The organism is Bradyrhizobium sp. USDA 4474 (assembly GCF_054057515.1).
The window spans coordinates 163,449-178,557 of sequence record NZ_JBSRZJ010000002.1 but is presented as its reverse complement, the minus strand read 5'-3'; the positions used below and the strand labels follow the sequence as shown (position 1 = coordinate 178,557).

Genomic DNA, 15,109 nt, shown 5'->3' with positions numbered 1-15,109 from the left:
GGCAGGTCAGGATATCGCCATGAGCTTTACGACTGCAGGTTATCAACTGGCGCCGGTGCTGCCCGAGCTCGTGCTCGCGGTCGGCGCCATGGCGCTTCTGATGCTCGGCGCTTATCGCGGGCAGGGCACCACCAGCGGGGTCACCGCGCTCGCGGTGCTGCTGCTCATCGTGGTCGGCGCGCTCGAATACATGCTGCCGTCAGGCAAGCAGGTCACCTTCGGCGGCAGCTTCATCGTCGATGATTTTGCCCGCTTCATGAAGATGCTGGCGCTGATCGGTTCGGCGGTGACGCTGATCCTGTCGACCGAATTCCTGGCCGATCCGTCGCGGCGCATCTTCGAGTACGCGATCCTGGTGCTGCTCTCGACGCTCGGCATGATGGTGCTGATCTCGGCCGGCGATTTGATCTCGCTCTATCTCGGCCTCGAATTGATGTCGCTCGCGCTCTACGTCGTGGCGGCCTCGAACCGCGACAACGCGAAATCGACCGAGGCGGGCTTGAAATATTTCGTGCTGGGCGCGCTGTCTTCGGGCATGCTGCTCTACGGCTCGTCGCTGGTGTATGGCTTCACCGGCACGGTCAGCTTCGCCGGCATCGCCGCGGCCGCGACCATCTCGAATACCGGCCTCGTGTTCGGCCTGGTGTTCCTGCTCGCCGGCCTCTGCTTCAAGGTCTCGGCCGTGCCGTTCCACATGTGGACGCCTGACGTGTACGAGGGCGCGCCGACACCGGTCACCGCCTTCTTCGCCTCGGCGCCGAAGGTCGCCGCGCTGGCAGTGTTCACCCGCGTCACGCTGACCGCATTCCCCGGCATCGTCTCGCAATGGCAGCAGATCCTGGTGTTCGTGGCGATCGCCTCGATGGCGCTGGGCTCGTTCGCCGCGATCGGCCAGAGCAACATCAAGCGCCTGATGGCGTATTCCTCGATCGGCCATATGGGCTTTGCCCTGGTCGGCCTTGCCTCCGGCACGGTCGAGGGTGCGCAGGGCGTGCTGATGTACATCGTGATCTATGTCGCGATGACGCTCGGCTCGTTCTCGATCATCCTCGCGATGAAGCGCAACGGCCAGGCTGTCGAACAGATCAGCGACTTCGCAGGTCTGTCGCGCACCAATCCGCTGCTGGCCTTCATGTTTGCGATGCTGCTGTTCTCGCTCGCCGGCATTCCGCCGCTCGCCGGCTTCTTCGCCAAATGGTACGTGTTCGTTGCCGCCATCAAGGCGAACCTGTTCACCCTCGCGGTGATCGGCGTGCTCTCCAGCGTCGTGGGCGCCTACTACTATCTCGCCATCGTCAAGACGATGTATTTCGACGAGCCGGCCGGCCAGGTCGATCCCGTCAGGGTCGAGGTCAAGACGGTGCTGGCGGTCGCGGGCCTGTTCAACATCCTGTTCGCATTGTTCGCGGGGCCGGTGGTGAGCGTCGCCTCCGCCGCCGCCAAGTCGCTGTTCTAGGATGGGGTTCGCGCTCGGTCCTCGCGCGGTCGCGGCGGGCTACAAGCTCGCTGCGATGGAGCGGACCGGCTCGACCAATGCCGACGCCATCGAAGCGGCCCGGGCCGGCGAGCCCGGCCCGATGTGGTTCGTCACATCAGAGCAGACGGCCGGCCGCGGCCGCCGTCAGCGCCCCTGGATCGCTCCGAAGGGCAATCTGGCGTCCAGCGTTCTCGAAGTCCTCGACGTCGCGCCTGCACTGGCCGCCACGATCGGTTTCGCCGCTGGGCTGGCCGAAGAGGCGGCGCTGGAGAAAGTCAGCCTCGAGGCCGTGCTCCGGCTCGGCCCTGATAGACCGCGCTACGCCCTGAAATGGCCGAATGACGTCCTGGCCAACGGCAAGAAGCTGGTCGGCATCGGCCTGGAAGCCGAGGCGGTCGGCGATCGCCTGGCCATCGTTACAGGCATCGGCACCAACATCGTGGCGGCGCCCGAGGGCACGCCCACGCCGGCGGTGTCGCTCGCAGCCCTCGGGGTCCAGATCAGTGCGGAGGAGTTGTTCTCGGCGCTGTCGGACGCCTGGGTCGAATTCCGCGGCATCTGGGACAACGGCCGTGGCTTTGCCGAGATCCGCAAGCTCTGGCTGGAGCGCGCCGCCGGCCTAGGTGAGCCGGTCGCGATCCACACGGAAACGATGGTGCTGGAAGGCATTTTTGACACGATCGACGACACCGGCTGCCTGATTGTCCGCACAGTGGAAGGGCAGCTTGTGCCTGTGACCGCGGGCGAGGTGTTCTTCGGCCCGGTCCGTTCGGTAGGAGCTGCGTGATGGCGAGGCCCGACGAACTGGTATTTGCGCCGCTCGGCGGTGTCGGCGAGATCGGCATGAATTTGTCGATCTATGGCCTCGGCAATCGCCAGCAGCGTTCGTGGTTGGCGGTCGATCTCGGCGTCTCCTTCGGCGACGAGGAGCATCTGCCCGGCATCGACCTGATCATGCCCGACATCAGCTTCCTGGAGAAGGAACGCAAGAACCTGATGGGGCTGGTGTTGACCCACGCCCATGAGGATCATTTCGGCGCCATCATCGACCTCTGGCCACGGTTGAAATGTCCGATCTACGCGACGCCATTCAGCGCGGCGCTGTTCGAGGCCAAATGCGCCGCCGAGCGCAATGCCCCCAACATCCCCGTCACCGTCGTCCCCTCTGGCGGCCGCATCGATGTTGGCCCGTTCAATGTCGAGTTCATTCCGGTCGCGCATTCGATTCCGGAAGCGCATGCACTGGCGATCCACACCGAGGCCGGAGTGGTGCTGCACACCGGCGACTGGAAGATCGATCCGACGCCGACGCTCGGCCGTCCGACCGACGAGAAGCGTCTGCGCGAGCTCGGCGAGGAGGGGGTGCTCGCCTTGATCGGCGATTCCACCAACGCCGTCCGCGACGGCCGCTCGCCCTCGGAAGCCGAGGTCGCCCGCACCATCATCGATCTGGTGAAGGCTGCAAAAGGCCGCGTCGCGGTCACGACCTTCGCCTCCAACGTCGCGCGCATCAAGGCCGTCGCCGACGCAGCGAAGGCGGCCGACCGCGAGGTCGTCGTGGTCGGCCGCGCCATGGAGCGCGTGGTGCAGGTCGCGCGCGAGACCGGCTACCTCGACGGCGTCCAGAACTTCCGCTCGCCCGAGGTCTACGGCCATCTGCCGCAGGACAAGGTGCTGGCGCTGTGCACCGGCAGCCAGGGCGAGTCCCGCGCGGCGCTGGCGCGCATCGCCAATGACGACCATCCCGAAATCACGCTCAACCGCGGCGACAGCGTGATCTTCTCCTCGCGCACGATTCCCGGCAACGAGAAGGCGGTCGGCTCGATCATCAACAATCTCGTGCTGCAGGGCGTCGAGGTCCTCACCGACCGCGATCATCTGGTGCACGTGTCAGGCCATCCGCGCCGCGACGAGCTGCGCGACATGATCTCCTGGGTGAAGCCGCAGCTGCTGATCCCCGTTCACGGCGAAGCCCTGCACCTGAGCGAGCACGCCAAGCTCGCGCGCGCCGCCGGTGTGCCGCGTGTCCTGGTCATTCGCAACGGCGACCTCGTCAAGCTCGGCCCCGGCGATCCCGGCGTGGTCGGCGAGGTGCCGTCGGGCCGGCTCTACAAGGACGGCAACATCCTCGAGGACGCCAAATCCCGCGCGGTGGTCGAGCGCCGCCGCATGGCATTCTCCGGCTGTGCCTTCGTCGCCGTGGCCATGACCGCGCAGGGCGAGCTGGCCGACGAGCCCGAGGTCGATCTGGTCGGCATTCCCGAGAAGAACCGGGCGGGCGAGGCGTTTGACGACATCGTCTTCGATGCCGTGATGTCCACCATCGAAGGCCTGCCGAGGGCGCGGCGCAGGGATCCGGATGCGCTGGCTGAATCGGTGCGACGCGCCGTCCGGGCGGTCATCAACGAACATTGGGGCAAAAAGCCCCCCTGTCTGGTCCACGTCCTGACGGTGTAACGGGGAGAGAAACATGCTGGGTCGCCTCAACCACGTCGCGATCGCGACCAGGGATGCCGTCAAGTCCGCCAGGATCTACGGCGCGGCGTTCGGGGCGCAGATTTCGGAAGCCGTGCCGCTGCCCGAGCACGGCGTCACCACCGTGTTCGCGACGCTCCCCAACACCAAGATCGAGTTCATCGAGCCGCTCGGCGAGGCCTCGCCGATCGCAAAATTTCTCGAGCGCAATGCCGACGGCGGGATCCATCACATCTGCTACGAGGTCGTCGACATCATCGCTTCGCGCGACACGCTGGTGAAGGAGGGAGCGCGGGTGCTCGGCGACGGCGTGCCGAAGATCGGCGCGCATGGCAAGCCGGTGCTGTTCCTGCACCCGAAGGACTTTTCCGGCGCGCTGGTCGAAATCGAGCAGGCGTAGGAGCGGACATGGCTGCGCAGATCTCAACCGCGCTCGCGATCTACTTTGTCATCTGGTGGCTCGCGTTGTTCCTGACGCTGCCGTTCGGCGTCCGCAGCCAGCACGAGGACGGCGGCGGCGCCCCGGGCACGGACCCCGGCGCCCCTGTTCTGACAGGCATGAAGGGCAAGCTGATCTGGACCACGATCATCTCGGCGATCATCTATGGCCTTGGAGTCAGCGCCTATCACGCCGGCTATCTCTCGCTCGATCGGCTGACGAAATTGATGGGAATGCCGTTTTAGTTCACCTCTCCCCGGGGACGAGAGGTCGGATTGATCCTGGCGATGCGAAGTATCGTCCAGGCAAAGTGAGGGGCCGCAGCCCAGAGTGAGAACGCCTCCCGAACGGGCCTTGCCTGGTCTCACCACTCGCCTAGAATTTTGTACCTGTTTCATTGCTTCGGGGGGATAAATGACTTTTCAACGGATCGTCGTTGCGCTGCTGGTGCTTGTGATCGCCGGGCTTGGCGGCATCGGTTATGTCCAGTGGAAGATGGCTGTGCAGGTGCGAACGCTGAAAGCGTTCGTCGAGGGCTCCGTTTTCAACGACGCGGTGATGGCCTGCGAGCAGGCCAAGAGCTCGACGCCGTTCAAATGGAACGGCGGCAAGAGCACCTCGGTGATCGGCCTGAACTCGGTCAAGCTTGATAAATACACCGTCAGCGCCAGCTACACGCTGGTGGCGGACAACGTCTATTGTGATTACGATCCCATCAAAAGAAAGGCCGAGATCGGCTCGAGCTTCCTGGAGCGGGAGTAACGATCCGGCCCAAACCTATGGGATGGGATCATGACCGGAAGCCAGGCGGGGGATTATCGGATTCTTCAGGAGGCCGCCTTGCGGGACTACCTCGCGGGCCTGCCTGACATCGCGGCGCTGCTCGGCGGCACGCCGGCCTCCTGGGGCGTCACGGAGGTCGGCGACGGCAATCTGAACCTCGTCTTCATCGCGAAGGGCGCGCACGGCGGCATCGCCGTGAAACAGGCGCTGCCCTATGTCCGCCTCGTCGGCGAGAGCTGGCCGCTGCCACTGTCGCGGGCCCATTACGAATATCTTTCGCTGTGCCGGCAGGCCCAGCTCGCGCCCGGCCTCGTGCCGGCCTTGCTGCATCACAACGAGAGGCTGGCGCTCACCGTGATGGAGCTGCTCGAGCCTCACATCATCATGCGCAAGGGGCTGGTCGCCGGGACCTGCTATCCGCGCTTCGTCGACGACATCACCACCTTCATGGCGCGGACGCTGTTCTTCACCTCCGACCTCGCACTCCCAGCTGCCGAAAAGAAGCAAGCCATAGCGGCCTTCGCCGGCAATCACGCCTTGTGCAAGATCACCGAGGATCTGATCTTCACCGATCCCTACCGGATTGCCGAGCAGAACCGCTGGACCGCGCCCTATCTCGACTCGCTCGCCGCGGCCTTGCGCGAGGACATGGAGCTGCATGTCGCGATTAGCAGGCTGAAGTTGAAATTCATGGCGAGCCCGGAGGCGTTGCTGCATGGCGATCTTCACACCGGCTCGATCATGGTGACGGCGTCGGAGACGCGGGTGATCGACCCCGAATTCGCCTTCTACGGCCCGATGGGTTTCGACGTCGGCGCTGTGCTGGCCAATCTGCTGATGGCCTATTTCGCCTCCGCCGGCCATGAGCGTACGCCCGGCGAGCGGCAGGCCTTCGAGAGCTGGGTGCTGGAGACCGTCGAGAAAGTCTGGAACGAGTTTTCGCGAAAATTTCTCGATCTCTGGCGCGCCAACGCGACGGGCGATGCCTATCCGGTCTCACTCTTTGCAGGCGAGAAGGGCGCCATGCGCCTCGAGGCCGAGCGCCAAGCCTACATCCAGCGCCTCTTCACCGACACGGTCGGCTTCGCCGCCGCAAAAACCATCCGGCGTATCTTCGGTCTCGCCCACAACATCGATTTCGAGCTGATCGAAGACCCGCAGACGCGCGCGGTGAGCGAGGCGCGTGCCATCAGGCTCGCGCGCGCGATGATGGTCGAGGCGGCTGCGTTCCGGACCATCGCCGACGTCACTGGCGCCGCTCGGAAATTGCGGGACTGGCAGCCGGAGCTGTCAGGCTGACGCGAGGCAGCGGGCAGGGTCGACGACGCGGCGGATTTCGGAACCGTCGGCCGCAAAACGAAGCTTGCATTCAATGGGCTGTGAATGATCAAATCCCTGATGGGAGTGCCTGCATTGTTGGGGGACCACATGATGTTCAGGATGATTGCGATCGTCGCGGGGCTGGCGCTGGCGCTTGGCGGATCAGCGGAGGCCCAGACGCCGCGCAAGGGCGGAACCATCCGCATGACCGCGCCTTACGGCTCGAGTTTCACCAGCCTCGACATTCACACCACGCAGCGTTCCCAGGACGAGATCTACGCCAAGGCCCTGCATCGCTCGCTTTACATCTGGGATTCCGGGCTGGGAAAGCCGGTGCTGGAACTCGCCAAGGAGGACGTCGTCTCGGGCGGAGGCCTCGTTCACACCTTCAAGCTGCGCGACGACGCCTATTTCCACAACGGCCGCAAGATGTCGGCCGACGACATCATCTGGTCCTATAACCGCATCATGGACGGCACCAAGGCCTATCCCGGCGCACGCTACGTCCGCATCACCGAGGGCGCCGCGGCAGTCGAGAAGGGCCAGGCCAAGGAGATCTCGGGCCTGAAGAAGATCGACGATTTCACCCTCGAGATGAAGCTGACCGAGAAGGTGGATCCCGGCTTCTACTTCTTCACCGCGCTGACCTCGATCTATCCCGCCGACGAGGCCGTCAAGGACAGCTTCATCCAGCATCCGATCGGGCTCGGGCCGTTCAAGTTCGTCGAGCACGTGCCGGGCTCGCGCATCGTGCTGGAGCGCTGGGACAAGTTCTACAAGCCTGGCAAGCCCTATGCCGACAAGGTCATCGTGTCGGTCATGGGCGAGGCAGCGGCGCGCGACGTCGCATTCCGCAACAAGGAGATCGACACCTCCGTGCTCGGCCCGGCGCAATATGTCGCCTATCAGGCCGACCCCAACCTCAAGGGCACCCTCGCCGAAGTCGCCGAGGTCTTCACGCGTTACATGGGGATGAATCCCGCGTTCGGCCATTCGCCGACAAGCGCGTCCGGCAGGCGATCAACTATGCGATCGACTCTGATTTGATCATCAACAAGCTGGTCAAGGGCAAGGCCTATCGCGCCACGAGCTGGCTGCCGCTGACCTCGTCCGCCTACGACAAGACCATGAAGCCGTACCCGTATGATCCCGCCAAGGCGAAGCAGCTGCTCGCCGAGGCCGGTTATCCCTCCGGCTTCGAATTCGAATGGACCACGAGCCAGAATGAAAGCTGGGGCCTGCCGATCGTCTCGGCCGTCATCCCGATGCTGGACAAGGTCGGCATCAGGGCCAAGGTCAAGCAGGTCGAGGTCGCGGTGCTGGCTGAGGTGGTTCGTACCGGTGACTACCAGGCCTTCATCTATTCCCAGCAGACCGGCCCGGACCCCCAGGCTGCGCTGAAATGCTTCCACTCGTCGACGCCGCCCTCGGCCTGCAACTACATGAATTTCAAGAACGCCGAGTTCGACAAGATTATGGATGAGGCAGGGCAGGCCGACGACGACGCCAGGCGAACCGAGCTGCTGAAGCAGGCCAACGCTCTGCTGTATGACGAGGCGCCGGTCTGGTTCTTCAACTACAACAAGGCCGTCATGGCCGTACAGCCCTGGCTCCACGGTGTTCAGCTCAATGCGACGGAGATGACCCATCAGAACGTCGAGGACCTCTGGGTCGACGAGACCTCGCCGGCGAAGTGATACGCGTTCTCGTGCTTCCTCGATCGCCGTGAGCGATGGGGAGAGGGAAGAAAGTGCCGATGCTCTCCTTCCTGGTCCGTCGTCTCCTGCAAACCATTCCGACCGTGCTCGCCGTCGTGCTGCTGGTCTTCGTGCTGTTCAGCGTGGTGCCCGGCACCATCGCCTCCAGCATGAGCGACGACGTCGATCCCCAGGTCGAGCTGCGCCTGAAGCAGCAGCTCGGCCTGAACGATCCTGTTTACACGCGCTTCGGCAATTACATCGCCAAACTCGCGGTGGGTGACTTCGGGACGTCGTTCCGGACCCGGGAGCCCGTGACGAGCATGCTCGCCAAACGAGCCTGGCCGACGCTGGAGCTGATCGTCACGGCGATGGCGTTTTCCGTCCTGCTCGGCGTGCCACTCGGCTTCATCGCCGCATTACGGCCCGGCGGAATTGTCGACACGCTTGCGATGGTCGTCGCGGTCTCGGGCCTGTCCATTGCGAAATTCTGGCTCGGGCTGGTGCTGATGTATGCGTTCGCGTTGAAGCTCGGCTGGCTGCCGAGTTTCGGCTACGGTGATGGCGGCCTCCAATACTTGCTGCTGCCGGCCGTGACGCTCGGCGTTTCGCCAATGGCGCTGTTTGCCCGGACGACGCGCGCGGCCGTGCTCGAGATCATGACCGCCGATTTCGTCCGCACCGCGCGCTCCAAGGGCATGAGCGAGACCCGCGTGGTGAAGTGGCACGTCATGCGCAACGCGCTCGTCATCATTCTCACCACGGTCGGCCTCCAGTTCGGCGGGTTGATGGGGCAGGCCGTCGTGGTTGAGAAACTGTTCTCCTGGCCGGGCATCGGCTCGCTGCTTGTGGACAGCGTCCTGCAGCGCGACATTCCGGCCGTCCAGGGCTCCATTCTCGTGGTGGTCCTGGCCTTTCTCGCGATCAATCTGCTGATCGATCTGCTCTACGGGGTGATCGATCCCAGGATCAGATACGCATGAAGCTCCGCGCCAATCTCATCATCGGCGGCACGTTGTTCGCGCTCGCGATTCTCGTCGGTGTGCTCGCGCCATGGCTGGCGCACACCGATCCCGTCCTCGACGCCAATCTCATGAACGCGGAGGAGCCGCCGGGCTGGACCTGGTGGTTCGGCACCGACGACCAGGGTCGCGACATCTTCTCGCGCGTCGTCTACGGCGCGCGCGTCTCGCTGACGGTGGGCATCGTCTCGCAGCTCATCAACAGCGTCATCGGCGTCGCCTTGGGACTGAGCGCCGGCTATTGGGGCGGCTGGTGGGACGATGTCGTCAACGCCCTGACCAACGTCATGCTCGCGATCCCCTCGCTGATCTTCGCGCTCGCGATCATGGCGGTGCTCGGCCCGGGACTCACCAGCCTCCTGATCGCGCTCGGGCTCACCAACTGGTCCTTCACCTGCCGCATCGCGCGTGCCTCGGCGCTGTCGCTGCGGAGTCAGGGCTACGTGCAGGCCGCCACCGTGCTCGGCTATGGTGATCTGCGCATCATGGTCACGCAGCTGTTGCCGAACATGCTCGGCCCGATCGTCGTCATCGGCACGCTCGGCATGGGCAGCGCGGTCCTCTCCGAGGCCGCCTTGTCGTTCCTCGGCCTCGGCGTCCGTCCGCCGTTTCCGAGCTGGGGCAGCATGCTGTCGGATGCGCGCGACCAGATCACCACGGCGCCATGGCTCTCGGTATTTCCGGGCCTTGCCATCTTCCTGACGGTGCTCGGCCTCAACCTGCTCGGAGACGGCCTGCGCGACATTCTCGATCCGCAATCGCGGAGCCGGCGGACATGACCAGCACGCCGCTCATCGAAGTCGAGGACCTCCGCATCGATCTCGACGACGGATCGCGGCGCGTTGCGGCGGCCGAGGGCATTTCCTTCCGCATCGATCGGGGCGAGACGTTCGGCCTGGTCGGCGAATCCGGCTGCGGCAAGAGCATCACCGCGCTTGCGATGATTGGCCTGTTGCGACAGCCGCTGTCGATCGGCGGCGGCGTCATCCGCTTTGACGGACGCGAGATCCAGCATCTGTCCGCAGCCGCCCAGCGCGATCTGCGCGGCAACCGCATCGCCATGATCTTCCAGGAGCCGATGACGGCGCTCAATCCGGTCTCGCCGGTCGGACGGCAGATCGCGGAAATGTTCGTGCTGCACAAGGGCAAGAGCTGGCGCGAGGCCAACCAGCTCGCGGTCGAGGCACTCGCGAGCGTCCGCGTTCCCGCGCCGGAGCGGCGCGTGAACGACTACCCGCACCAGCTCTCCGGCGGCATGCGTCAGCGCGTGATGATCGCCATCGCGCTGGCCTGCGGCCCGGATCTCCTGATCGCCGACGAACCGACGACGGCGCTCGACGTCACCGTGCAAGCCGAGATCATCGAGTTGATGCGCAATCTCTGCGCCGAGCGCGGCACCGCGATCCTGATGATCAGCCACGATCTCGGCCTGGTCGCCAATGTCTGCCGCCGCGTCGCCGTGATGTATGCCGGCCGCATCGTCGAGGAGCGCGGCTCGGGCGATATTTTTCGCACACCGTCACATCCCTATACGCAAGGTCTGGTCGACTCGCTGCCGCGGCTCGGCAGCCGCGCGGCCCTCGGCCGCAGCAGGCTCAAGGAGATCGCGGGCGTGGTCCCCGCGATCGCCAGTTTCCCTGATGGTTGCAGGTTCAACCCGCGCTGCGCCCATGCGACGGACATTTGCAGGACCGTCGCGCCGACGCCGGATTTTCTGGACGCTGGCGGCTTGGTGAGGTGTCATCACCATGCATGAGCCACAAAACAGTTTGGGTGGAGCGAGGTTGGCCGACGATCTCCTTCTCAGCGTCGAGGATCTCGCGGTTCATTTTCCTGTTGGAGGAGGCATTCTGGGCCGCCAGCGGCGGCTGCTCCGTGCCGTGGATGGTGTCGATCTCGCGCTGAAACGCGGCGAGTGCCTCGGCCTCGTCGGCGAGTCCGGTTCCGGCAAGTCGACGGTGGCGTTGTCGATCCTCGGCCTGCTGGCGCCGACGCGCGGTCGCATCGTGCTGGACGGGCAGGTGGTGACATCAAGACCTTCACGCGATCGCAAGTCGCTGGCTCGCGCTGTCCAGATCGTGTTCCAGGATCCCTACGCCTCGCTCAACCCGCGTCAGACCGTTCGTCGCACGCTGGAGGATCCCCTGCGCGTGCATGGCGTGACCGCCAGAAGCGAGATCGAGGACCGCGTCGCGACCATGCTGAAGCATGTCGGCCTTCGGCCCGAGCAGGCCGACCGCTATCCCCATGAATTCTCCGGCGGCCAGCGCCAGCGCATCGGCATCGCGCGCGCGTTGATCCTCAATCCCAAGATCGTCATCTGCGACGAGCCTGTTTCGGCGCTCGACGTGTCGATCCGTGCCCAGATCATCAACCTCCTGCTGGAATTGAAGGACACGCTCGGTCTCTCCTACATCATGATCAGCCACGACCTCGGCGTCGTCGAGCACATGAGTGACCGCGTCGCCGTGATGTATCTCGGCCGTATCGTCGAGAACGGCGACTGGCGCGAGATTTTCGAGCGGCCCGCGCACCCCTATACGCAAGCGCTGATCGCAGCGATCCCCGATCCGCTGCGTCATGCGCCGCTCGCGACCACGGGCGGCGATCTGCCCAACCCGCTCAATCCGCCGAACGGTTGCGCCTTCAGCCCGCGCTGCCGCTACGCGCAGGAGGTGTGTCGCCAAGAGCCGGGGCCGGTGCTGGAGACGCGGCCTGATGGGCATGCGGTGAGGTGCTGGCGGAGTGAGGAGGTGACGAGGGAGCCGGCTTTGACCTCGACCCAAGGCGCCGGTCCCTAGACCAAGCGGCAAGCGACGAGAAGGCATGCCCTTGACGCAAGGCGCGCTTGAGCAAAGTTATGGTCGGGACCGCGAATTTCAGGTCATGCTTCCGGGCATGAAGCAGCGTACGATTGGATGGCCGTCAAGGTAAAACGGCCACACCATGGTGCGCCCGGCGCGGTTCGGCTCGGTGATGACGGCCTCGTCGGGTACATCGACCCATTCGCCGCTGATGCGGACGCGATAGTGGCCGCCCGTGGTGTCCCAATCCACGTCAGAGATTGCAATGCCGTCCACGTCGGCACAGCATTGCTCGCCGCGCTTGCTGTGCAGGCTGTCGAACCACGATTTCAGCAGCGAGTTCGCATACCGGCCGTCGTCGCGGGCTTCGGCAAGCCCCACGGCAATCGCGGTGCAGCCCGCGAACGTGCTGGCGATCAGAGTGCGACCAAACAACTTTTCATTTACCCCATCGATCTCTCTCAAATGGACGGGCGGTCCGACAAGGCGATACGGGGCGAAGCTCCTCCGCGGTCCCTTTCGCTATCCATTCATGCCCGACGGAGGCGGGTCCCAAGGTCAAGCTATTGCAAAATGGTATCAGCGCGTGAGTCTGATTCCAGACGGCGAAAGGGTTACTCCGCATGTCCGCGGCTGTTTCGCTGAGAGGCCAACGGTGCTTACTCGTGGGTGCGCCCCCTGGGCCACCTTTGGGCGGAGTCAAAACGGTCACCGAGGCAAACCGGCCTCTCAGACGATAAACTCGTGATGCGGCGCCAGGAGAGGCAGGCCGCCGTGGACGGCGCCGTCGAATTGTCCGGCGAGATGCCAGACGTCCGACCCGGGTTCGGTCGGATGCGGCGCGGGCGGCTCCGCCTGGACGGCCGGCGGGACCGGGTCCGGCGCCGCCGCGGCGGCTGCGCTCGCTGGAGCGAGCGGGGCTGCGTCCTCCTTGAAATGAAAGGACTGGTCGTGCGGATCGTCGGCGCCCTGGATCGCCACCGTCACGACCTTGGGCGTGCCGTCGATGGTCGTCACTGTGAAGCAGTCGATCAACGTGTCGCAGGATCGCAGGGCCTCGACCGCCGGATTGGCCGGATCGAGCGTATAGGTCCAGACGCCTCCGGCGGTCATGGTGAAACTGCCGTAGCCGTGCTCGCTGGCCTGCGGGCACGCCGTCGCCGTGAAGGTGTCGTTCGGATTGTCCACGTCTTTGTCGGTCAGGGTGCCGGAGGCGCTCGGCGGCGGGGCACAGGGGTTGCTCGGCTCGATCACGTGTCCGCACGCCTGGCCGCAGATCGTCGCGGCGTCATTGCTGCCCTCGATCGTGACCGTCACCAATTGCGCGGTCCCGTCCGCGGTCTTCACCGTGAAGCTGTCGGTAAGACTGTCGCCGACGTTGAGCGCCTGGACCGCGCAATTGCCATTGTCGAGCGCGTAGGTCCAGTGGCCGTCGTCCGTCATCGTGAAACTGCCGTAGCCGTGATCGCTCCTTTCGGGACACGGTACTGCTTTGAAGTCATCCGGAGGTCCATCGACGTCAACGGCCGTCAGCACGCCGACCGCGACCGGGACGCCGTGTTCCGAATTGTCGACTCCGCCGGCCTCGACCACGCAACCATGCGTGTCTCCGGATACGACGGACGGGTCGTCGGCGCCCTGGATCGTCACCGTGATCGTCTGCGGCGTTCCGCCGATCGTGGTCACGGTGAAGGTATCGGTCGCCGTGTCGCAAGCCCTCAGCGCCAGCACCGCCGGATTCGCGTCGTCCAGCGTGTAGGTCCAGTGTCCGTCGGTCGTCATGGTGAAGGTGCCGTAGCCGTGGTCGCTGGCGTGCGGCGTGCTCACCGCCGTGAACGTGTTGGCGGGATCGTCGACGTCGGTGTCGGTCAGCGTACCGCTCGCGGTCGGCGCGGCCGGGGCATCGTGACCGGCGAAGGCCGCGGCGAAAGTCGTCGGGACCGCAGCGACCGATCCGGCTGTGGCGCCGGCGATCACGGACGCGTCGTCCGCGCCGTTGATGTGGATGCTGAAGGTCTGGTCCGCGGATGCGAAGCCGTCGGAGGCCGTGATGGTGAAGTTGTCGGTGGTCGGTGCCTTCAGCGCGTTGATGGCGCCGTCGTTCGGAACGTAGGTGTAAGCGCCGGTATGGCTGTTCACGTAGAGCACGCCGAAGGAGCCGGGTTTCTCGACGTCGAAGCTCGCGCCGGCAATCGTGAAAGGACCGGTGATCCCGCCGGCGATGCCGAAGGTCGGCGCGGAACCGGAGCTGAAGCTCGTGGCCGAGAAGCTGCCGCTGCTCGCGGAGAACTCGTCGAATCTGAAGGTGTCCACCTCCACCACCCCCGCGCCGAGCGTCAGCGTCGGCGGCGAATGGATGAGCGGTGCGTCCGGAACGAAGCTCGCCGGGATCACGAGCGGGGGCAGCGCGTGCTGCAACGTCGGGCCGTCCGGCCCGATCAGATTGATCGGCTGCGGCGACTGATCGCCCGTCTCGCCCGGCGGCGTGCTGGATCCGGGCGGCCCATGCTCCTTCGAATAGTTCGCGAGCACATCCTGCTGCTGGCTCTGCAGATCCTCCATCCGCGAGGCGGTGTTGGCAACCTGGGTGAGGCCGACCGACGACCCGTGTCTTTCGAGCACAACCGTCTGCCCGGGGTCGTCGACGATGATGTGGCGTGGCACGGCCTCCTTCGTGACGAGCTCGAAGGAGCCGTGCGCGAAGTCCTTGTAGGTGATGTCGCCGCGTTCGAACAGCGCGAGATCGGGGTCGGCGCCCCAGACCTCCTTCAGCCCCGACAGGATCAGTGCGACGAACGACACGCCGCCGGTCAGCACGGCGACGCCAGATCGGCCAGCGGGCGGAGCCGTGTGCCGGTCGGGCCGGCGGCGGAGATCGTCAAAGATCCGAGCGGGCAACATTCCGAGGCCTCGCATGTTGTCGTCTTGATCGTTTCGACGCCGCGGCATTCGCCCCCGATACCGCGCCCGGGAATACCCCATTTAGGCAACGTCAATCGCACCGAAGGCCAAGCCCATCGTGACTATTAAGGGGTACTCCGAGGGACTGCGCTGGTCCGCCGTCCGGAGCTCTGCCATCATTCGATGGGGCT

13 protein-coding genes and 1 pseudogene are annotated in these 15,109 nt (G+C 65.1%); 12 read left to right on the top strand and 2 right to left on the bottom strand.

Translation table 11 applies throughout. The features are described from left to right. Positions 1-19: 19 nt before the first annotated feature. From nuoN to ACVW16_RS02410, 12 genes and pseudogenes are all read left to right on the top strand, one after another. On the top strand, positions 20-1,456 hold the full coding sequence (nuoN, locus tag ACVW16_RS02465) for an NADH-quinone oxidoreductase subunit NuoN (protein WP_456735305.1): 1,437 nt from the start codon (positions 20-22) through the stop codon (positions 1,454-1,456). A gap of 1 nt (position 1,457) precedes the next feature. Next, positions 1,458-2,264: a biotin--[acetyl-CoA-carboxylase] ligase gene (locus ACVW16_RS02460; protein WP_456735304.1), complete on the top strand. Its 807-nt coding sequence runs from the start codon at positions 1,458-1,460 to the stop codon at positions 2,262-2,264. Next, positions 2,264-3,934, top strand: a complete 1,671-nt coding sequence (locus tag ACVW16_RS02455; protein ID WP_456703820.1) for a ribonuclease J — start codon at positions 2,264-2,266, stop codon at positions 3,932-3,934. Before ACVW16_RS02460 ends, ACVW16_RS02455 begins: the two co-directional genes overlap by 1 nt. A 13-nt stretch (positions 3,935-3,947) precedes the next feature. Beyond that, the gene (gene mce, locus ACVW16_RS02450) at positions 3,948-4,352 is read left to right on the top strand and encodes a methylmalonyl-CoA epimerase (protein ID WP_456703819.1); all 405 of its coding nucleotides are present in this window, start codon (positions 3,948-3,950) and stop codon (positions 4,350-4,352) included. Between the two features lie 8 nt (positions 4,353-4,360). Beyond that, complete coding sequence (locus ACVW16_RS02445; RefSeq protein WP_456703818.1) at positions 4,361-4,636, top strand: DUF1467 family protein; 276 nt, start codon at positions 4,361-4,363, stop codon at positions 4,634-4,636. Between the two features lie 169 nt (positions 4,637-4,805). After that, positions 4,806-5,153, top strand: a complete 348-nt coding sequence (locus ACVW16_RS02440) for a hypothetical protein (protein ID WP_456703817.1) — start codon at positions 4,806-4,808, stop codon at positions 5,151-5,153. Between the two features lie 30 nt (positions 5,154-5,183). After that, complete coding sequence (gene mtnK / locus ACVW16_RS02435) at positions 5,184-6,473, top strand: S-methyl-5-thioribose kinase (protein WP_456735302.1); 1,290 nt, start codon at positions 5,184-5,186, stop codon at positions 6,471-6,473. A gap of 129 nt (positions 6,474-6,602) precedes the next feature. Continuing rightward, positions 6,603-8,191, top strand: a pseudogene (locus ACVW16_RS02430) (ABC transporter substrate-binding protein). 59 nt (positions 8,192-8,250) lie between these two features. Then, the gene (locus ACVW16_RS02425; protein ID WP_456705300.1) at positions 8,251-9,174 is read left to right on the top strand and encodes an ABC transporter permease; all 924 of its coding nucleotides are present in this window, start codon (positions 8,251-8,253) and stop codon (positions 9,172-9,174) included. Continuing rightward, positions 9,171-9,992 (top strand): ABC transporter permease, encoded by an 822-nt coding sequence (locus ACVW16_RS02420; RefSeq protein WP_456735300.1) that lies wholly within the window; start codon positions 9,171-9,173, stop codon positions 9,990-9,992. The genes ACVW16_RS02425 and ACVW16_RS02420 overlap by 4 nt, the downstream gene beginning before the upstream one ends. Beyond that, complete coding sequence (locus ACVW16_RS02415; RefSeq protein WP_456735299.1) at positions 9,989-10,969, top strand: ABC transporter ATP-binding protein; 981 nt, start codon at positions 9,989-9,991, stop codon at positions 10,967-10,969. Before ACVW16_RS02420 ends, ACVW16_RS02415 begins: the two co-directional genes overlap by 4 nt. Beyond that, a complete protein-coding gene (locus ACVW16_RS02410; RefSeq protein WP_456735298.1) occupies positions 10,962-12,014 on the top strand; it encodes an ABC transporter ATP-binding protein in 1,053 nt (350 codons plus the stop codon). Before ACVW16_RS02415 ends, ACVW16_RS02410 begins: the two co-directional genes overlap by 8 nt. Positions 12,015-12,092: 78 nt before the next feature. Here the strand turns inward: ACVW16_RS02410 and ACVW16_RS02405 are convergent, their stop codons facing one another. Next, positions 12,093-12,437 (bottom strand): hypothetical protein, encoded by a 345-nt coding sequence (locus ACVW16_RS02405; protein WP_456738177.1) that lies wholly within the window; start codon positions 12,435-12,437, stop codon positions 12,093-12,095. Between the two features lie 309 nt (positions 12,438-12,746). Beyond that, a complete protein-coding gene (locus ACVW16_RS02400; protein WP_456735297.1) occupies positions 12,747-14,918 on the bottom strand; it encodes a VCBS domain-containing protein in 2,172 nt (723 codons plus the stop codon). Positions 14,919-15,109 lie beyond the last annotated feature (191 nt).